At 50.0% G+C, this 19,667-nt stretch carries 16 protein-coding genes and 3 tRNA genes; 13 read left to right on the top strand and 6 right to left on the bottom strand.

The features are described from left to right. The first annotated feature begins 1 nt into the window (after position 1). Positions 2–1,387, top strand: coding sequence for a dipeptidase PepV (gene pepV, locus MESINF_RS07635; RefSeq protein ID WP_169699265.1), 1,386 nt, complete (start codon positions 2–4; stop codon positions 1,385–1,387). Positions 1,388–1,459: 72 nt separating this feature from the next. On the opposite strand, the gene MESINF_RS07630 is transcribed toward pepV, so the two are convergent. After that, positions 1,460–2,791, bottom strand: a complete 1,332-nt coding sequence (locus tag MESINF_RS07630; RefSeq protein WP_169699264.1) for an MATE family efflux transporter — start codon at positions 2,789–2,791, stop codon at positions 1,460–1,462. A 130-nt stretch (positions 2,792–2,921) separates the two neighbouring features. Between MESINF_RS07630 and MESINF_RS07625 the strand changes: the two genes are divergently transcribed. Beyond that, positions 2,922–3,566: an MgtC/SapB family protein gene (locus MESINF_RS07625; RefSeq protein ID WP_169699263.1), complete on the top strand. Its 645-nt coding sequence runs from the start codon at positions 2,922–2,924 to the stop codon at positions 3,564–3,566. 104 nt (positions 3,567–3,670) lie between these two features. On the opposite strand, the gene MESINF_RS07620 is transcribed toward MESINF_RS07625, so the two are convergent. Together MESINF_RS07620 and MESINF_RS07615 are read right to left on the bottom strand one after the other, a co-directional pair. Then, a complete protein-coding gene (locus MESINF_RS07620) occupies positions 3,671–5,515 on the bottom strand; it encodes a CehA/McbA family metallohydrolase (protein WP_169699262.1) in 1,845 nt (614 codons plus the stop codon). Between the two features lie 32 nt (positions 5,516–5,547). Next, positions 5,548–6,918 carry a sodium/glutamate symporter family protein gene (locus MESINF_RS07615; RefSeq protein WP_169699261.1) on the bottom strand — a complete coding sequence of 457 codons (1,371 nt, stop codon included), beginning with the start codon at positions 6,916–6,918 and terminating at the stop codon, positions 5,548–5,550. A 109-nt stretch (positions 6,919–7,027) separates the two neighbouring features. Between MESINF_RS07615 and MESINF_RS07610 the strand changes: the two genes are divergently transcribed. The 5 genes from MESINF_RS07610 (at position 7,028) to MESINF_RS07590 (ending at position 10,554) form a co-directional block, all read left to right on the top strand. Further along, positions 7,028–8,359, top strand: coding sequence for an MBL fold metallo-hydrolase (locus MESINF_RS07610; protein ID WP_169699260.1), 1,332 nt, complete (start codon positions 7,028–7,030; stop codon positions 8,357–8,359). A 45-nt stretch (positions 8,360–8,404) separates the two neighbouring features. Further along, positions 8,405–8,493, top strand: a tRNA-Leu gene (locus MESINF_RS07605). A 49-nt stretch (positions 8,494–8,542) separates the two neighbouring features. Continuing rightward, positions 8,543–8,619, top strand: a tRNA-Met gene (locus MESINF_RS07600). Between the two features lie 7 nt (positions 8,620–8,626). After that, positions 8,627–8,703, top strand: a tRNA-Met gene (locus MESINF_RS07595). A 249-nt stretch (positions 8,704–8,952) separates the two neighbouring features. After that, positions 8,953–10,554, top strand: a complete 1,602-nt coding sequence (locus MESINF_RS07590) for a S8 family serine peptidase (protein ID WP_231936670.1) — start codon at positions 8,953–8,955, stop codon at positions 10,552–10,554. Positions 10,555–10,594: 40 nt separating this feature from the next. Here MESINF_RS07590 and MESINF_RS07585 read toward each other — a convergent pair whose 3' ends face one another. Next, the gene (locus MESINF_RS07585; RefSeq protein ID WP_169699258.1) at positions 10,595–11,053 is read right to left on the bottom strand and encodes an OsmC family protein; all 459 of its coding nucleotides are present in this window, start codon (positions 11,051–11,053) and stop codon (positions 10,595–10,597) included. Between the two features lie 450 nt (positions 11,054–11,503). On the opposite strand from MESINF_RS07585, the gene MESINF_RS07580 reads away from it, so the two are divergent. From MESINF_RS07580 to MESINF_RS07560, 5 genes are read left to right on the top strand one after another with little or no spacing between them, the layout of a single operon-like run. After that, on the top strand, positions 11,504–12,973 hold the full coding sequence (locus MESINF_RS07580; protein ID WP_169699257.1) for an ABC transporter substrate-binding protein: 1,470 nt from the start codon (positions 11,504–11,506) through the stop codon (positions 12,971–12,973). Between the two features lie 14 nt (positions 12,974–12,987). Continuing rightward, positions 12,988–13,929, top strand: coding sequence for an ABC transporter permease (locus MESINF_RS07575; RefSeq protein ID WP_169699256.1), 942 nt, complete (start codon positions 12,988–12,990; stop codon positions 13,927–13,929). Between the two features lie 10 nt (positions 13,930–13,939). After that, positions 13,940–14,746: an ABC transporter permease gene (locus MESINF_RS07570; protein WP_169699255.1), complete on the top strand. Its 807-nt coding sequence runs from the start codon at positions 13,940–13,942 to the stop codon at positions 14,744–14,746. Between the two features lie 44 nt (positions 14,747–14,790). Continuing rightward, entirely contained in the window at positions 14,791–15,741 is a 951-nt protein-coding gene (locus MESINF_RS07565) for an ABC transporter ATP-binding protein (RefSeq protein WP_231936669.1), read from the top strand. Further along, complete coding sequence (locus MESINF_RS07560) at positions 15,738–16,700, top strand: ABC transporter ATP-binding protein (RefSeq protein WP_169699253.1); 963 nt, start codon at positions 15,738–15,740, stop codon at positions 16,698–16,700. Before MESINF_RS07565 ends, MESINF_RS07560 begins: the two co-directional genes overlap by 4 nt. Positions 16,701–16,726: 26 nt before the next feature. Here the strand turns inward: MESINF_RS07560 and MESINF_RS07555 are convergent, their stop codons facing one another. Next, on the bottom strand, positions 16,727–17,572 hold the full coding sequence (locus tag MESINF_RS07555; RefSeq protein ID WP_169699252.1) for a pirin family protein: 846 nt from the start codon (positions 17,570–17,572) through the stop codon (positions 16,727–16,729). A gap of 158 nt (positions 17,573–17,730) precedes the next feature. Between MESINF_RS07555 and MESINF_RS07550 the strand changes: the two genes are divergently transcribed. Next, positions 17,731–18,669 carry a DMT family transporter gene (locus tag MESINF_RS07550; protein WP_169699251.1) on the top strand — a complete coding sequence of 313 codons (939 nt, stop codon included), beginning with the start codon at positions 17,731–17,733 and terminating at the stop codon, positions 18,667–18,669. Here MESINF_RS07550 and MESINF_RS07545 read toward each other — a convergent pair. Further along, complete coding sequence (locus MESINF_RS07545; protein ID WP_169699250.1) at positions 18,666–19,625, bottom strand: GNAT family N-acetyltransferase; 960 nt, start codon at positions 19,623–19,625, stop codon at positions 18,666–18,668. The genes MESINF_RS07550 and MESINF_RS07545 overlap by 4 nt on opposite strands. Positions 19,626–19,667: the final 42 nt, after the last annotated feature.

The raw sequence follows: 19,667 nt of genomic DNA, 5'->3' as shown, positions 1-19,667 counted from the left end.
AATGGATAAGAAGCTAGACGATCTGGTAATTTCATTGAAAGATGAAATGGTGAATTCAATTTCCGAATCCATCAAAATCAAATCGGTTAGGGAGAACCCGGTGGAGGAAGGACCTTTCGGCGAGGGTATTAAAAAATCACTCGAACATACCGTGAAACTGGCCAAGAAACTGGGCTTTCAGGCCAGAAATGCCGAAGGTTACGTCGGGATAGTCGATTTCGGTTCGGGAAAGACTTTCGGAGTTCTGGGACATCTGGATGTCGTTCCGGAAGGCGAAGGCTGGGAAGTGCCTCCATATAGCGGCCTAGTCAAGGACGGAGAGATATGGGGGAGAGGTACTCAGGACGATAAGGGTCCAATGATAGCGGCTCTCTATGCTCTCAAGGCCATCAAAGAGTACTGTCCGAATCCTTCAAAGAGAATCAGGCTTATCTTTGGAACCAACGAAGAGTCGGGCTGGGAGTGCATGAAGTATTACGTTAAGCACGAAGAAATACCTGATATGTCGGTCACTCCCGACGCCGAATTTCCCGTTATCTTCGCCGAAAAGGGAATCGTCAATTACACGATATCCTCCCTCACTGACAACGGCGGAGCGGGGCTGGTGATGGAATCGCTCCAGGCCGGAGAGGCGGCAAACATGGTAGCATCGACCGCAAGGGTAGTTTTGAAGGGCGTCGCACCCGATATTTTCAACAAAATAAAGAACTTCAAGCCTTCGAACGAGGTAAGAATCGAGATCAGGGAATCCGACGGAAAGGTGGAAGCCTTATTCACGGGTGCCTCGGCCCATGGCTCGACCCCTTACAAAGGTCACAGTGCACTAGCCGCTATGGTTGATCTTCTGGCCGATCTACCTTTCTCCGATCGAGAGCTGTGCAATTTCCTGCATCTGGTGAGATCGAAGATCGGCTACGAATTCTTCGGCGAATCTCTGGGAATAGCCGGAAGGGACTCAATGTCGGGCGAATTGACACTCAACCTTGGAACTATGAAGCTCGTCGGTGGCGAGATAAAGCTGGTCATTAACATACGCTATCCGGTCTTCTTCAACGAAGCAATGGTAAGGACTCAGATCGAAGAAGCCTTCAAAGGGTGCAGGGTTGAGATGCACAACAACAAGAATCCTCTGTACGTTTCGCCTGACTCCGATCTGGTCAAAATGTGTAGGCAGGTGTACAGAGAGATGACCGGCCATGACGAAAAACCTATAGCCATCGGCGGCGGAACTTATGCAAGGGCGGTGCCGAATGCGGTGGCCTTCGGTGCTCTGTTTCCGGGGGGCATCGAGAGGGCTCACCAACCTAACGAGAGAGTTTCCATAGATGATATACTGATGGTCGCGAGAATTTACGCTCAGCTATTTCTCAGGTTTCTGCAATCTTGAAGTAAGAGAGTAAATCAACGAATGACGGGCACACCGGCCGGTGTGCCCGCTTTATTTAAATAACCTGCGGCTTCAATCGACCACGTTCCGTAACCACTTCCCGGTTTTTGCTCTCCAGATGCCCAGTATCGCTTTCACCAGCTCCTCGATCATCATTACAATATAGACTGCCGGAAGAGACCACTTCAGAATCAGCCCGGTGATTGCGACTAGAGGGATTCCGACTCCCCAGAGAGAGAAAATCTCCATTAGCATGGCCGCCTTCGTATCTCCGCCGCTCCGCAATATTCCCACGATATTGACGGCATTGAACATCTTTATAGGTTGGGCAAGTCCCACTATGACTACAACTGTCAACACGATATCTTTGAGAGCCTGATCGATGTTATAGAGTTGTACTATGAAACGAGAAAGGAAGATTATCATCAGCCCCGTTACGATAGCCGTGATCACGGTAAGCTGAATCAACTTTCGCGCATTGAATTTGGCCTGCGTGAAATTGTTTCTCCCCAGCTCTGTGCCCACCATCACTACCGTGGCCGATGCCAGTCCTCCAAAGATAACGAACCCGAAGTTCTCTATCGTACTGGAAATGTTCCTGGCGGCGATGAACTCAGTTCCCATCCTGGCCATTACCAGTGAATAGACCGTGACTCCAAGGCTCCAGAGAAACTCGTTGAAGATCACAGGTGTCGCGTACTTCATTAACCGCCTGAAAAAGGGGCCGTCGAACCTGAAGGCGTACAGGGTAAACCTTATAGGTGTGAGTCTTCTCAGGGCGATAAACAAAAAGATAAAAAACTCGGCAATTCTGGCTACCAGTGTAGCGATGGAAGCTCCGAAAACACCCATGGCTGGGATAGAACCGAAGCCGAAGATCAGTATGTAGTTGCCCACGGTGTTTATAGAAAGGGCCACCAGACTTATGTACAGCGGTATCCTAGCCTTTTCGACCGTCCTCAGGGCCATCGCCATAATGAAGGAGAAAGATGTAAGAAAAGTAGAGAAGGCCACGGGACGGGCATATTCCGCGCCGAGCCTTATTACTTCGACATCTGAGGTGAAGATCTTCAAAATCCCCTCGGGAAAAGCGAAGAGGAGCACAAAGAAGACCGTAGCCGCACCCATGGTGATGTATATTATATGTCCCAGCGTTTTCTCTATACTTTTTTCGTCGCGCTTGCCCCAGTACTGGGAAACGAAGATCCCGGCGCCGCTGGATGCCCCGAAAGTGAAGAGGTTCAAAATAAAGACTACCTGGTTAACCAGTCCAACGGCCGCTATCGCCGTTGTGCCAAGCTGTCCGATCATAAGGTTATCAACCAGGTTGAGACCTGTGGATATAAGGTTTTGTAGGGTTATCGGGACCGCGATAGAAAGTATCCGCCGTGTGAATTCTTTCATGAGTTCCTCCTAAATCTAGACGCCGTAGAATTATACAGTCTATCTTTTCAGAAGACAACTTGAGAGTGTATAAAGATGGCACACACACGTTGAAATGAGGTATAATCTAGCTTCAAAGGGAGGGAAGAACTTGTTCTATCTAGACATGACACTGAGGCTCTTCAGCGCGCTGCTAGCCGGAGCGCTGATCGGAGTCACCAGAGAGAGAATTCACAAACCGGCCGGACTGAGGACTCATGCCCTTATCTGTGTAGGGGCGGCCTTCATAACAGTGCTATCGACCACGGTATTTATAACTGATGACCATGGCGACCCTGGGAGAGTGGCGGCGCAGATCGTTTCGGGAATAGGTTTTCTGGGCGCCGGAACGATATTGAAAAAGGGCTTCTCGGTGAAGGGATTGACCACTGCAGCCACACTCTGGGTAACTGCCGCAGTCGGAATGGGTTTCGGTGCGGGAGAGTATCTTCTCTCTTCGGTCGTGACGGTTTTCGCCCTTATGATCGTCTTATTCCTGAAGAAAATCGAGCTTCTACTCGGAGGTAGAAACCTCCCGAGAATAATAATAACCGCAAGAGAAGACAAAGACCTGCTTGGCAATATCACTAACTGGTTCAAAGACAACGCCATCACCGTTGAATCGATCGATGTCGAAGAGGATGAGAATAACATAAGCATACTCGTCGAAATAAGCAAAGGCGACGTGATTAAGGCCAAACAGGTGATGATCGATCTAACGAGAATAGAGGGAGTCAGGGGAGCGGAGATACGCTAGATCGAACTGCTGAAGGAGACGAAAATTCTCACGTCTCGCCCTCTCTCCTCTTCTCTCTCTTTCCAAGGACTGCTCTTGACGCTCTATCAAAAAGCCGGTGTTTGCTAGAACAGTCTCCATACAAGCTTTTCGTTCATCTCTATCACATCGTCCGTCAAAGGATCTCCCGGGTATATTATTACCGTTCCCTCGCCCGCTGGATACTCTCCGGCTTCTCCTTCAAGCGTGGAGATTCCATCAAAGGATATTCCTTCTACCGACACGATCTCGCCGGACTGAAGACCTCCAAAGGCTACGGGAAGGCCCAGATCTGCCAGAAGCTTGTTGTAAGTGTCTATGATATCCTGGTCAATTGTCTCACCCGTACCGGTTATTATTAACGTGCCGCCCTTCTTTACGAAATCGGCGATGATAGTAGCCTGAGCGGGCATGAGCATTTTGAGTCTTTCGAAGGATCCACCCGATCCCGGAAGCGGAATTATCAAAACATTTATATTGTCGAGTTCTCCTGTCTTGAGTAGCCTCTCGACGGTCGAGTATTTGTGGCCGAATTTTTGGAGCATCGTCGACAGCTTTTCCCGCCTGTCCACAGCGTAATTCACGTGGCTCCTGTCAAAAAGAACGTTGAGCGATGTCGCCTCTCTCAATTTGAGAGATACGCTCGAATAAGGCATGCTATCAAGGTAGAAATCTATCCTTCCGTCGCCGCTTCCGACCGTGTGCGGGAGAGTGACCTCCCTAGACTCGTAGGCCGCCAGAGAATAGCTCTCCTCGATGATCACGCCATGGAGGTTGCGGAGTTCTAGAGTAGTCGAGGCCTCCTGCGAAGAGGTGTTCGAGATCTGGAAGGAGAGCGTCACCTCCTCTCCCGGCTTGACGTTCGAGGGAAAAACGGCCGGATTGTAAAGGTGAACGGGATTGTTTCTCTGAACCCAGATGGGCGAGGAAACCACTTCTTCACCGTCCCTGGCCTTCGCGTACACAAAGAAGTATTCATAACCGGTCTCTATATTCAGCCGGAGTTCTATCTCGAAGAGCGAATCGTTCACGTCGAAATGAGCGAGAAGACCCCTTCGCGAGTAGATCTCGACGAATTCCAGATCGTCCCCAGTTTCATCTTCTATCGAGACTTTGAGGTTGATCTCATCCAGATCGTGAAGGATATCGCCCATAAAGCCGCCGTCTGTCGAGAAGGAGAGAAGAATGTTTTTGTCCTCGCTTGCGTACACTCTACGCTCACTGAAGGCTTTGAGTATCTCCTCTTCGGTAAGACCGGTAGCGTAAACAACGGCTCTTGAATCGTTCGCTCCACCCCAGTTGGGCTTATGGTTATCCTGTCCGAGGGTGGCACCGAGATGCCATCCTTTCATTAAGGCCAGCTGGTAAGCCTGGAACATCTCTTGCGAGATCGTCTCGTTTTGCCACCAGTTACCGTTTCCAACCTCTATAAGGTTCACATAAAGATCGGCCTGAGGAACGTACTGGAACTGCTTGAAATTATCTCCAAACATCGTGATCGGGTGATTGAACTGTCCAACGGCCTTCCTTTCGATAATCCAGTCGTACAGCTGCCACAGGTCCGATTGGACCCTGTCTGTCCAGTCTTGCGTTCCGTAAACGTTTATATGGCCCGTTCCAGTCGCCGTCCATTCGAAACCGGCGAAGGCTAGAAAAGAACCCGTAGTAGCTTTCTGCGCCGCTTCAATCGTGGCGGCTAGCTTGTCCCTTCCGTCGGTAAGAGTCTGAACGAAGTAATAACCGTGATCGGTAACTGCCAGAAAGTCGAGTCCGGGAACTTTTGAGCCGAATTCGTAGGCCTCTTCGGGCGTACCCGTGCCGTCGGAATAAGATGTATGCGAATGCGGATTGCCGTAAAACGGCTTTAAATCGTTCGCGACGACCGCGTACGCAAGAAGTGCGAATAAAACTACAATTACTAACCTTCTCATCGAATCACCCTTTCATTCAATGTTTTGAAACGTCAATTAACTTTTTCCCGTTTTCTTATTCTAGCTTTTCTGAACCAGAAGAAGTACAGCGCCAATATATACGCAGCCAGACCCAGCAGGAAGTACAGATAGTATATTGGTTTGCCTTCTCTGTAACCGAGTATCGGAATGTTCAAAAGTACTAGCATCGGGATCCCGAGAAAAAGCGCCAGTCCACTCCCGAAGACCATATCCTCTGCCGTACCCGTTTCGAACGTGGGATCGACCTCTCTCAAAAGAGCCATACCGGTCGATAGGGTTCCGGTATGCATTCCAAAAAAGGTCACTATGTGTTCCAGAGGGGCTTTTTCGTATATTCTCTTGCCGAACCATATAGAATAGCCGGCGATGAAGAACCCCCCGATGGTGGTGAGAATTATTATCGGCCAGATATAGTGTTGAATTACCGAGAAAGAGATTCCAGCAATCGAAGCCGCAACCATGAAATCGAATACACCACCGCCGATTCTCTGAAGCAGAAAATCGTTCATATACTCGATTTCGTACTTTTCGGACTTTCGGGATCTTTCGTATATCGCCCTGAAGGCCATCGCAAATAGAACCCCTATGACAAAATGGAAACCCCACAAAACCTGGGCGAAAGTCTCTCCGAAAGTACCCAACCCTCCTATCAGGCTGGTGAACCACTTCAAGAAAAGGTACGTGGCCAGATAGACGATGCCAACCGCCAGAATCTGGATCGTAAAGCCGTCGATATCGGAGAACTCGAAGTCCCTCATCGTCGCCTCGATCCTTTTCCTCACGGTTGGTCTTTCGATCTGGATGCCTATCTGTTTCTTTCTGTAAACCATCGTGTTGAGCATCACGATACCACCGAAGGCCGACCAGAGAAAACCGAGAGTGGCCACGCTCAACCCAACCGCACCACCGCCGGTGAAACCGAGAGCCTCCCACTGACTGCCGAGAGAATAAGCCTGTCCGGGACCCTGAGCAAAACCGAGAGCCAGCAGCAGACCGAAAGGTGGGAAGAGATCTTTGAAGAAAAGCCCCACCAGTGCTATACCGATTATGAATCCAACGAAACCCTGAAGGGCATACGATATGCTTATCAAAAAGCCGGTGTTGACGGACGACTTTGCCGTCGAACGCCTGGTTTTTTTCAGTGCGATGGCAATGAAACCGACAGCCATCAGGTGATAAACGAGGTTTCCAAGACGGTCGTAAGAAAAAGGTATCAATTTCAGAACCTCCGGCCCGAAGAGAATTCCCAGAAAGCCCGCGATAACTGCATTTGGAATTAAAATCTTGTTAAGAGGCGTGAGAATTCTTTTGAGAACGGAGGCAACTCCCAGTAAGATAGAAAGGTAAGCCAAATCCAATACAACGGTCCAATCCTGATCCATATAATCACCTTCTTTTTTCGGAACAAAGCTATTTTATCAAACTTGCCTTCAAGTTAATTCCCCTCTTCTTTGTTAGAATTGACTTGACCAAAAAAGGAGGAAATTTGCAATGACATTTACACCGCTAGGTGGCGGCAGGGAGATAGGGGCAAACTCTTACATCTTCAGCCTTAACGGGAAGAAGATACTTATCGACGCGGGGAGACACCCTGTAAAAGAAGGCTACGACTCACTGCCCGAACTCGACATGATAGACGATATAGATGTGATAATAATCTCTCATTCTCACTACGATCATATTTCTTCATTGCCGTACATCTCTACCATATGGCCCAAAGCTCCCGTCCTTATGGCCCAAGAGAACAAGGGACTGGCTCTGAGGATTCTTCAGAACTCCGTAGAAGTGATGAAAAAGAAAAACGAGGAAGATGGTGAGCAGCCTGTTCTCTACAACCATGGGGAGGTCAACGAACTCAAACGGCGTATCTTCGCCATGGAGTATTTCCAGAGATACACTATTGACGATACCATAGAAGTCGCACTCTACCCGGCCGGTCACGTAATGGGAGCCGCTTCTATTTACCTCGAATACAACGGACACAGGATACTGTACTCGGGAGACTTTTCTCTCTCACAGCAACTGACTATACCACCGGCCCAACCGCCGCTTAAGGTCGATACTCTCATATCGGAAGGTACTTATGGTTCGAAGGAAAACCAGCTAATCGCGCGTTTCAGCGAAATTGAGAGACTGAGCAAATCAATTAAGAGGATACTCGAAAACAAAGGTCGGGTTCTTCTTCCCGTCTTCGCGCTGGGCAGAGGCCAGGAAACGATCTACATGCTCATGGGGCTCATGGAAAGGGGAAAGATCCCGACCGTTCCGATCTACACCAACGGAATGGTGGCCTCAATCAGCAACCTTTACATGAACAACTACGAAAGAATCAGCGATAAAGACAGGAAATGGTTCATGCAAAACTTCCTGAAAATGGTCACTGTGGCGCCCAAGAACATAGAAAGACTCCTCTTTTCGAGCGAACCGGCGGTCTTCGTCTTCTCGGCCGGGATGCTCGCGGAAGAGACCCTTTCGTACATATTCGCCAGAGAAATGCTCCAGAGCGAGCGCGACGGTATCTTCTTCATGGGCTACCAGAGTCCTGAATCCGATGGATACAGAGTGCTTCAAGCTCACAAGGATGGCAAGAAACAGATAACCCTTGGAGAGGAAACTATAAACATGAGGTGCGAAAACATAGATATATTCAACTTCTCCGGTCATGCCGATTATCAGGAACTTCTGGAATTTCCAAGAAGACTAGAACCTGAGAAATTAATCTACGTACACGGTGATGAGGCCGCACTCGAAAATCTCGCAGAAGAACTCCAGTACGAATTCCAGATAGAGATACCGGCAAACCTTCAAACTGTGGAGCTCTAGATTGCTTGACAAGGTCTAATGGTGATGTTATCATAGTTTACGGTTGCCGGGGTGGCGAAACTGGCAGACGCAACGGACTTAAAATCCGTTGGGGCGAGGGCTCCGTGTGGGTTCGATTCCCATCCCCGGCACCATGCAAGCAGAAAAGCAGGTCATTCACATAAAAGTGATTTTGACATACGGTGCGGGGTGGAGCAGTCTGGCAGCTCGTTGGGCTCATAACCCAAAGGTCACAGGTTCAAATCCTGTCCCCGCTACCATTTATCAGGCGGTGTAGCTCAGCTGGCTAGAGCATGCGGTTCATACCCGCAGAGTCGTCAGTTCGATTCTGACCGCCGCCACCATGTATTTGTGCAATTGTAGGGTACGGAACGAAATCGAAAAGCCTCGGAATAACCGGGGCTTTTTTGTTAATATCTAAATCCAGTTGAGGAGCGATTAGCAGGAATAATTCCAGGCCAACTTTACCGGGTAACTTTCATGAACGGAGAACGAGTTTTTTTCAAAGAGCACTTATCTGCTGTTCAGTTTCAACGAAAACTCAAGGAATTGAGATGATAGAATCTTCATTATGATATCTATGGAGGTTCATGATGCGAAGATACGCTTTCATTTCTGTTGTTTCACTGGTGATCATTTTTCTAACTGGCTGTCCCAAAGTGGATATTCATTATTCGCTCAGCGGGGTTGTAAGGCCATATTCAGGCGAGGAAGGGTTTGCGGTTCAGAGAAAGGGATATGTACCGGAGCTAACGGCTAAAGATATCGAGAGAGGTTTCACCGACGATTACGTAGTCATCTTCGACAGTGGCTACGATTCGACGATACTCCCGGGAGTGGAGGTTCTGGGCGAATTCTCCTCGCGCGACGGTTCGGTGGTCATCTCGACCGTCAGAACGTCCGATCCGCAGGCCCTTGCCACAATCGAGGGCGTCAGGTCCGTGCAGAGAAACATGTTATACACCTTGCAATCGGAGACTAACGTGCCGGACGATCCTCTCTACACAGATCAGTGGGGTTATCCCATGGTACAGATGGAGGAGGCGTGGACCATCGCTAAAGGTTCTCCGACGGTGGTCGTGGCAATTATCGACTCCGGGACAAGGCCGGATCATCCAGACCTTCAGGGAGTGTTTCTTCACGGGTACGATTTGATAAACGACGACGACGATCCGACCGATAATCCTAACCCCGGCCGTCAATCACACGGTACGCATGTAACCGGAACGATCGCGGCCGTTACGAACAACGGCATCGGCGTGGCCGGAATGACCTGGGGAAGGTATCCTATCGTGATGCCCATAAAAGTCTTCGACGACGGTGGCAATACAACAGATACAATCATCGCCGAGGGAATAATCTACGCCGTGGATCACGGGGCAAAGGTGATCAACATGAGCCTGGCCGGACCGGACACCGAGGCCGTGAGGCTGGCGGTGGAGTACGCTTACGCCAACGAAGTGATGATGATAGCGGCGGCCGGTAACTACAACACTTCCTATCCGTACTACCCGGCCTCTTACGATGAAGTGATATCGGTCAGTGCGGTCGGACCGACCATGGAAAGGGCCAGTTATTCGAACTACGGAGACTTCATAGATTTCGCCGCCCCGGGCGGGGATTCTAAAGTCGGCGGTCAGGCCGGTACGATTATCAGTACGGGCTACACTTTGGCGGGCGGTAACGGTTACACATATCTTTCCGGAACTTCAATGGCCTGTCCGCACGTGACCGGCCTGGTCGCCCTCCTGATGGGAGAGGGCTATATAGGAAGGGATTTGAACGGCGAAGAGATAATCAAAAAGATAATCAGGCAGACCACGCTGGACCTGGGAGACCCCGGATGGGACGAGTATTACGGTTATGGATTGATTCAGGTCGCAGATGCCCTGTCGATCGTCGAGGAGAAGAGGCATTTCGTGGCGCAGGCATTGAGTATTGGGGGCGCGGTGTTAGCCCAGAGCGATGTCAGGCCTGATGGCTCTTTCAAGATCGGCGGCTTGAAAGACAAGAGCATCAAGTTGAGGGTCTGGCGAGATGTCAATGCGAACGGAGTAATAGACAAGGGCGATCTGGTTGGTTACGCTGGCTATAGCGGATGGGAACCGGCCTTCGAGAACGCCGCCCTACTCTTTTACGATTCAAGCGGAGACAAGGAGCTTGCCGGACCGGTTAATTTCTCACCAGTAATGTAAAAAGAGACTCCCGATCGGGAGTCTCTTTTTTTCTGTTCACCTATCTGGCCACCGCTTCGTTAATGGTCGAGACTTTTACGCTGAGTGGAGTCTCGTTCGAAAGGTTGTCGGATACAGGACAGCGATCTTCGACCACTTTTACCCATCTCTCCAGGGTTTCTTCGTCGGCGTCGCTATCGACTTTCATGGTAGCCTTTATCTCTTTGAATCCGGCTCTGTCGTCCTGGGATTTACCCATAAGCCTGGCCGCATTCAGCGGACCGGAGACATCTATCTCGAGTCTCTTTATAGAAAAGCCCATCTCTCCAGCCACTATATGACCTACCACGTTGAGACAGCCGGCCAGGGCGGCCAGTACGTACTCTACAGGGTTGGCTCCCCTGTCCTCCCCACCCAGGTTTGGCGGTTCGTCCACTATCATGTTAAAGCTCCTGGCTTTCACTGAAACCCTCGCGGGGCTTTCCGATATCGCTCTTACTCTAAAATTGGCATCTGGCATATTTTATACCTCCTATTGTGATTTCTTTCACATTTATTATACAGCCTTATCTCTTGTCAAATGTTAAGCCGATATAAATTATCGTTTCTATAGGACGAGAAGAGATGAGATCCCGTATAGGATCACTACGGGATGACATGAGGGTTAGCATTACGGGATGACAGGACGTAGGCACTACGGAATGACAGTCCTTCTTTCTTCCCGTCATGCCGTATAACAAGCTGGCATCACGAAGCGATTCTAAATACCGTGGCGAGCGGGTTCATTTATGGCAACAGCGGGATTTTCTGTGGTCAATCTGCCCGGTTTATGATAATGTCTGTAAGAACGAAGGTTGTTGAGTGAAACACAGGTATTTATAACTGGAAAAAAGAATATCCGGTAATATATAGGCAGCAACTGTATGAAAGGGAGATACACGATGAACTAACTCCAAAAGGAGGATAGTATATGAGAAGAATTCTTTCACTTTTGATTATCTTTTTGGCCGCCTTAAGCGTGTTCTCGACCGAGAGGATAGTCGTTGCCGTCATGCAGGACCCAGACTTTCTCGATCCTCACAGGGCAGCGGCTTCGGGAACGTACGAGATGATGTTCAACGTTTTTGAAGGTCTCCTGAAACCCGATTCTAAGGGGAACGTGATTCCGGCCATTGCCGAGAGTTACTCCATCTCTCCCGATGGCCTCGTGTACACTTTCAAACTCAGAGAGGGAGTCAAGTTTCACAATGGCAAAGAGGTTACCATGAACGATGTTCTATACTCTTTGAATAGGTTGAAGGGGAGCGGTGAAGTCAGGGGACTTTCTTCGGATTTCGAGAAGTTCGTATCCAAAATCGAAGCCATAGGTGATAGAACCGTTGAGATCACTCTGAACACTCTGAACACAGACTTCCTCGATAAGTTCATAAACGCGATAATTCCCGCAGACAACCCTGATCACGAAAGAAACCCCATAGGGACCGGCCCGTTTAAGTTTGTCGCGTACCAGCCGGGACAGCGGGTGGTAATCGCAAAATTCAACGAGTACTGGAATCCGGATCTTCCACTTGTGGACGAGGTCGAGTTCAGGATAATACCGGACAACCAGGCCGCGCTCATGAGCTTCATGGCCGGGGAGGTCCAGATGCTTCCCAGGCTGGATGCGATACAGGCCGATATTCTGATGGACAGATACAACCTAATAAGTGCCGAACAGAACATGGTGCAGCTTATGGCCATGAACCTCGCAAGAGAGCCCTTTGATGATCTGAAGGTGAGAAAGGCTATAAACCTGGCCATAGACAAGGAAGAGATCATAGAGATAGTCGCCAACGGTTACGGTACGGCGCTAGGTTCCAACATGTCGCCGATAATGGAGAGATACTACCAGGAAGGGCTAGAAGATTACTACAAAACCGATGTCGTCGCGGCCAAATCGCTTCTCGCTCAGGCCGGCTACCCGGAAGGATTCAAGACGAAGATAACTGTCCCCTCCAACTACCAGTTCCATGTCGATACGGCTCAGGTGATCGTCGAGCAACTGAAAAAGGTAGGAATCACGGCCGAAATCGAGTTAATAGAGTGGAGCATATGGCTGGACAGGGTTTACACGGGAAGAGATTATGAAATGACGATAGTGGGGCTCACCGGGAAGCTCAGCGCGTACGATATCTTGAAGAGGTACCTGAGCGACTATCCGAGGAACTTCTACAACTACTTCAACCCCCGGTACGATGAGCTGGTCAACTCAGCCATAAAGCAGACAGATATAGACAAAAAGGCCGCGCTCTTCAAGCAGGCGCAGGTGCTGCTCACAGAGGAGGCCGTCGCCGTATATATAATGGACCCGAACTTCATTGTGGCACTAGCACCGAACCTTTTCGGGTACAACGTCTATCCTCTTTACGTACAGGATATGTCCACACTATACTACAAGTAGAACCGGAGAAACCCGTGTATATCTACCTCAGAAAGCTCTTTGCGATGCTTGCGACGGTTTTCCTGGTCTCGATGATAACGTTCGTCACTTTCGAGATCATCCCGGGAGACCCCGTACTGGCAAGGCTGGGGGTCGATGCCGATGAAGCCAAGATTAGAGCGCTTTCCGAGGAGCTGGGACTGGACGAGCCGCTTTCTAAAAGGTTTTTTGGGTGGATTACAGGCCTCTTCACGGGCGATCTGGGTCAATCGATAAGATACTCGAGGCCCGTCTCGGAATTGATACTAGATAGATTGCCGGTGACACTCTCGCTGGCGTTGATCTCCATGGCTTTGATTGTGATTATCGGCGTGCCTCTGGGAATCTTGAGCGCCAGATACGGCGACAGACTGCCCGGTATTTTGATCTCCATCATCTCGCAGATAGGGATGGCCGTGCCTTCCTTCTGGACAGGCATAATCCTGATGTATATTTTCGGCCTCACTCTCAGGTGGGTCTCGCCGGGAGGTTACACACCCTGGAGCGTCGATCCCGTGGAGGCTTTCAAATCGCTTCTGCTTCCGGCCGTGGCGATCGCCCTTCCTTTGATTGCGGCCGTGATAAGATACACCAGGAACACCGTGATGGAGCAGATGAAAAACGACTATGTCAGACTCGCCTTCTCCAAAGGTCTGAAGATGAACGCCGTGCTTTTCAGACACGTTTTGAAGAACGCGCTGATTCCGGTTATCACCGTTCTCGGAATGATCACGGCCAACATTCTCAGCGGCAGCATAGTGATAGAACAGGTCTTCACTTTGCCCGGGGTCGGGAGACTCCTGATCAACGCTATATCGGTGCGCGACCTCCCGTTGGTCCAGGGGATGGTACTGTACATTTCGCTGGTGATAGTCGTGACGAATTTTCTGATAGATATCGTTTATACACTGATCGATCCCAGAATCAAGCTCAGGTAGCGGAGGAGCGATGAAGAGAAAGAGAGTGAGTCTTTACATAGGAATATCCATAATCGCTTCGTTGCTCGCAATGATGCTGGTGAGTCTTTTCTACACGCCGTATCCGGTAACGGAGATGAACCGTAACGAAAGGTTTGCCCCTCCCTCCGCCAAACACCCACTGGGAACCGACAACTTCGGGAGAGATGTTCTCAGCAGGATCATGAAAGGTTCACAAACGGCCTTCTTAGTGGGTCTGATCGCGGTATCGGTGGGAGGTATATTCGGGGTTATCATAGGCGCCATTGCCGGTTATTTTGGCGGGATACTTGATGAATTCATAATGAGGCTGATGGACGCGATGATGGCCTTTCCGGGAATTCTCTTCGCCCTGATGTTCGTCTCAATCTTCGGGGTCGGTATAAGAAACACGATCATAGCGATAGGTATCATGTCGATTCCCTCTTTCGCAAGGATAACCAGGAGTGGATTCATTCAGCACAAAGAGTTCGAATACGTTAAAAACGCACGGGTCAAGGGTGTCTCGAACTTAAGGATAATGTTCAGCCACATATTTCCGAACGTGCTGTCTCCTATAATTGTAGCGGCCTCGATGGGCTTTTCCAGCGCCGTTCTTTCGGAGGCGGCCCTGAGTTATCTGGGTCTTGGGATTCAGCCGCCCGATCCTAGCTGGGGCAGGATGCTCAACGAGTCGCAGTCCTTCATAGCTCTCAGTCCATGGTACACCATAGCGCCGGGGGTCTTCATAACACTGATAGTTCTTGGCTTCAATTTCCTGGGCGACGGTATCGCCGATCTCCAGGACAGGCAGCAGTAGGTGCAAACGTGGAGCGAACGATCTCAGAGGGGGTTATTCTCCAGGTGAGGGATCTAAAGATCTCCTTCACCACGGCTAAGGGTGACTTCCCGGCGGTCAGGGGGATCTCCTTCGACATCGGTAGAAACTCCATCGTTGGCCTGGTCGGTGAATCGGGATGCGGCAAGAGCGTGACAGCCCTGGCCATCATGAGACTCCTTCCAAGTAACGCCCAACTCTCTGGTACGATCGACTTTTCCGGCAGGAATATCGTCGCGATGCATGAGGAAGAGATAAGAAAACTGCGCGGAAGCGAGATCTCAATGATCTTCCAGGAACCGTTGACCTCACTAAATCCCCTATGGAAAGTCGGTAGACAGATCGACGAGAACCTGAAAATGCACACCAAAATGAGCGGCGGTGAGAGGTTTCGAAGCGTTGTCGATATCATGAGAGACGTGGGATTACCAGACCCGGAGAGACTATACCATAAATACCCGCACGAACTGTCCGGCGGAATGCGCCAGAGGATAGCCATCGCCATAGCGATAGCCTGCAGGCCGTCCCTGATAATTGCAGATGAGCCGACGACGGCGCTCGACGTTACGATCCAGGCACAGATACTCCAGCTGCTGAAAGATATAAACAGAGAGAAGGGATCCTCCATCATCTTCATCTCCCACAACTTCGGTATAATAAGAGAGATATGCACTTCAGTCTGCGTGATGTACGCCGGGCATCTGGTGGAGGTCGCCCCGACCGAAAAGCTCTTCTGTGGACCGGAGCATCCATACACGATAGGGCTCATGAAGGCAATTCCGAAAATCGATTCCAAAGGGAGGGAGCTTTACGACATCCCCGGTAAAGTACCGTCGATAACCGACGCGCTTACCGGTTGTCCCTTCGAGCCCAGATGTGAATACGCCTTCGAAAGGTGTAAACGTGAGTTGCCACAATTCAAAGCTCTCGGAGATCAACATGAATCGAGATGCTTCCTGGCCGGTGAGCTGCGATGAGCGACATAATTCTCGAAGTCAGAGACCTCGTGAAACATTACCCGCTGCGAAGGACGAAATTGTTAGAGAGTCCGGCAAGGGTCAGGGCTCTAAATGGTGTCTCTTTCTCCATAGCTAGGGGAGAGTCTTTCGGACTGGTAGGGGAATCGGGCTGCGGAAAGACAACGGCCGGCCATACGATAATAAAGCTGCTCGAACCGACGGGAGGGAAGATGTTTTTTGAAGGCGAGGATATAACGACCATCAAGGGCGAGAGATTGAAATATCTAAGGAGGAAGATCCAGATAATTTTTCAGGATACCGCCGGCTCTCTCAACCCAAAGAAGACCGTGAAGTGGATTCTGAGCGAGCCTTTACGTTCACAGGGCGTGCGAAGTCGCTCCGAGATCGAAAGGACAATCCGGGAAAGCCTGGGGCTGGTGGATCTCGACGAGAGTTTCCTGGATCGTTACCCGCACGAACTGTCGGGTGGGCAGAAGCAGAGGATCGGCATATTGAGCGCCCTGATTCTCAATCCGGAATTCATCATAGCGGATGAACCCGTTTCGGCGCTGGATGTCTCAATACAGGCACAAATACTCAACCTTATGAAAAACCTCCAAAAGAGGCTTTCGCTGACTTATCTATTTATATCTCATGATCTCGGAGTAGTACATTTCTTCTGCGATAGGATAGCCGTAATGTACCTCGGGGAGATCGTTGAAATGGCTGAAGCGACAGACCTGTACGCTAATCCCTGCCATCCATACACGCAATCGCTATTCTCGGCAATACCGGGAGCGAGCACCACGGGCCAGCGGATAATCCTTCAGGGTGACGCGCCCGACCCTACCAATCCTCCACAGGGCTGCCCCTTCCATCCCAGGTGCTTTAAAAGAATGGAGATATGCACTCACACCAGACCCAAGACCGTCGAGATATCGAGAGGGCATTCGATTTGCTGCCATCTCTACCCATGAAACTGTCGCGTCGCCTTCCTGACGGTTCACTTCTTTATAAACGTGTTTTCGCTGAGTTCTCTGAAGGCCTTATCAAGCTCCTGATGGGTGTTCATAACTATGGGACCTCCCCACGCGATAGGCTCTTTGAGAGGTTTGCCAGAAAGCAACAAAAACCTGATCCCTTCATCGCCGGCTCTGACCCAGAATCTATCGCCTTCGTTGAATAAAACGGCATGTTTTCTGGTTATAGATTCAGTGCCTGTTGGATCGAAGAGTCCCGTGCCTTGAAGAATATAGATGAACAGAGTCGAACCTCTTTGGCTTTCGAAAGACCAGTCTCTTCCTGCCGTGACTTCTACATCCAGGTAGGTAGCTTTCACATACCTTCCTTCAAATGCTCCCTTCGAGTCTTTGTATCGACCCGCGATGATGTGTACTTTACTCCCATCTTCATCTACGACAGTAATGTCCTCGCATTTTATATCGCCGTACTGAGGATCTACCATCTTGTCTCTGGCGGGCAGGTTTAGCCAGAGCTGAACACCGAAGAGCCTTCCGCTCGCTTTGGGCATCTCCTGGTGTATTATACCCGACCCGGCCGTCATCCACTGACAATCGCCGTTGAGAATGCTGCCACTGTTGCCAAGACTGTCTCTATGCTCTATATTCCCGCTTATGAGGTATGTAATCGTCTCGATACCACGGTGTGGATGCCAGGGAAAGCCTTTCGTGTAATCGTCCGGGTTTGTGGAGTCGAAAGCATCCAGCATGAGAAAGGGGTCGAATTCTGCGGTATCTTTATAACCGATCACCCTTACCAGTTTCACCCCGGCTCCATCGACCGTGTCCTTGCCAGTAACTATCTTGCGTACGGTACGCAGTTGCTTCATAGGAATCTTCTCCTCTCATAGATCCTATTACAATGATACCATCGCTGGGTATCTAAAAAACTAGGAGGTCGTCCCCCAAATTACCACAATGACTTCATAGAGCTGTATCGTCAGCTTTCCGCATCAACGACTTAATGGTGATGGTGTAAACTCAGTTCATGGAGATACTTAGGGGTAATTTTGCGTCAGCCGTGACGGCTATTATATGTTCGATACTCTGGGGAAGCGCCTTCCCGGTTCTCAAGATCGGTTACGAAGAGATGGCCATCGCTCCCGACGACGTTTCAGCGAAGCTGGTCTTCGCCGGTCTTCGTTTTTTGGGTGCGGGCCTGATGGTGCTGCTTCTTTCGATCCCCTTCGGCAAAAAGGAAAGACAGAAGTTCACGGCCGGGGATTACATCCACTTCATAGCTCTGGGTACGATGCAGACCTTCCTGTTGTATTTCTTCTTTTACAACGGTCTCAGTTACACCACCGGCATGAAGTCCTCGATAATCATGGCCGGAGAAAACTTTCTTGTCATACTCATCGCCCACTATATATACCATAACGACCGTCTCAGCTGGAGAAAAACTCTCGGAATGTTTCTGGGCTTTCTGGGCGTATTTCTGGCTAATTTCAACGAAGGCTTCACACTGAGCTTCGTTTTCAAAGGCGACGGTTTCATGATGATCGCCACATCAATAGGAGCAATAGGAACGATCTACGCCAAGTGGCTTTCCGCCAGTAGATCTCCCTTTCTGGTGTCGGGTTGGCAGCTGTCGATCGGCGGTCTTATGTTGCTTCTATTCGGTTTGCCTGGCTTGAAGGTCGGTGCACTGGTCTTCACAGCGAAAGGAGTCGCTCTTTTGATCTACTCCATGTTGCTTTCGGCGGTTGCCTTCTCTCTCTGGTACGCCCTGCTCAGTTATCACAAAGCTGGTGAGATAACCATGTACCGTTTCGTCATACCCGTTGCCGGAGTCTTCCTGTCGGCCGCTTTCGTTCCCGGTGAAGCGATAAACTCCTATACCTTACTCTCACTTCTTTTCGTAGCTTTGGGTATCATCGTGGTCAACTGGAGGTTTTCTAAAGCTCCGGCCGTCGAAAAAAACTAGATATAATCGAAACCATAGACGGGCAGCGGAATAGGGGAGCCCTTTATATTGCTCTCAAGCAGCACCAGTCTGGTGAATTCGGCCGGAGTCATTTTACTGGCCTTCTCTCTGAAGGCTTCGAACTCTCCGTCCGTCATTACTTCCCTGTAATAACCTTCGAGCTGATCGAGAAAGTTCTCAATGGATATGACCTTCATCGTTCCTTCGAAGTCGGTCTTTTCCCTCTCCTGGCTAAGGAAGAGACCGTCTAGCACAAGAACGCATTCCTTCTCTCCGCTTAACTGGAGATAGCCCCTTGCCGCCTCGATAACGTCGCTCTCGCATCCGGCATGTTCGACGATGTAATTGCTGCCGCGGAATTTTATCACCGTGACGTAAGCTTTATCGCTGATGAAGGTCTTAGCCGCTCTAACCATCACCCGGCCTGTGGCGAAGACTCTTCTGAACTGCGAAAGATCCCTGAAATAACGTACCGACCTCCCCATGTAGAGCCAGGCGATTTTCGAAAGATCTTCTTCGCTCGCCTCTTTAACACGTGAAGCCTTTCCCGGTAAGACTTTCAGCTTGTAAAAGCCATCCGGCTCAACGGCTCCAAACCTGTTGTATAGACCACGCTTACCCGAGATTATAAAGAGCGATATGCCCTTCTCTATAGCCATTTTTTCGGACATTGCCAAAGCCTTCGCCCCGTAGTCTCTGCCCCTGTAATCGGGGTGCGTGCATACAGCGCCGATGAGACCGGCCTTCAACCTGTGACCGAAGACAGAGATTTCTTTAGGAAGCATGCCTACCATTGTCACTGGCCTTCCGGCCTCTCTCACGACTGTCATGTTTTCCACGTTTTCCGGCGAGAAAAGCAGCGGAAAGCAACCGCCCATATCCGTTTTGAAGACCTGGCTCGAAAGCTTTATCATAGCGGGGATATCTTCTTTTCTTGCAACGACGGGATCTGACAATGCGATCACCTCACTCAACATGCTATCGATTATCAAAAACCA

Source organism: Mesotoga infera (assembly GCF_900157305.1).
GTDB classification, from domain to species: Bacteria; Thermotogota; Thermotogae; order Petrotogales; family Kosmotogaceae; genus Mesotoga; species Mesotoga infera.
Note: the sequence above shows the minus strand (reverse complement) of the source record. Positions and strands in the feature narration are given on the sequence as shown.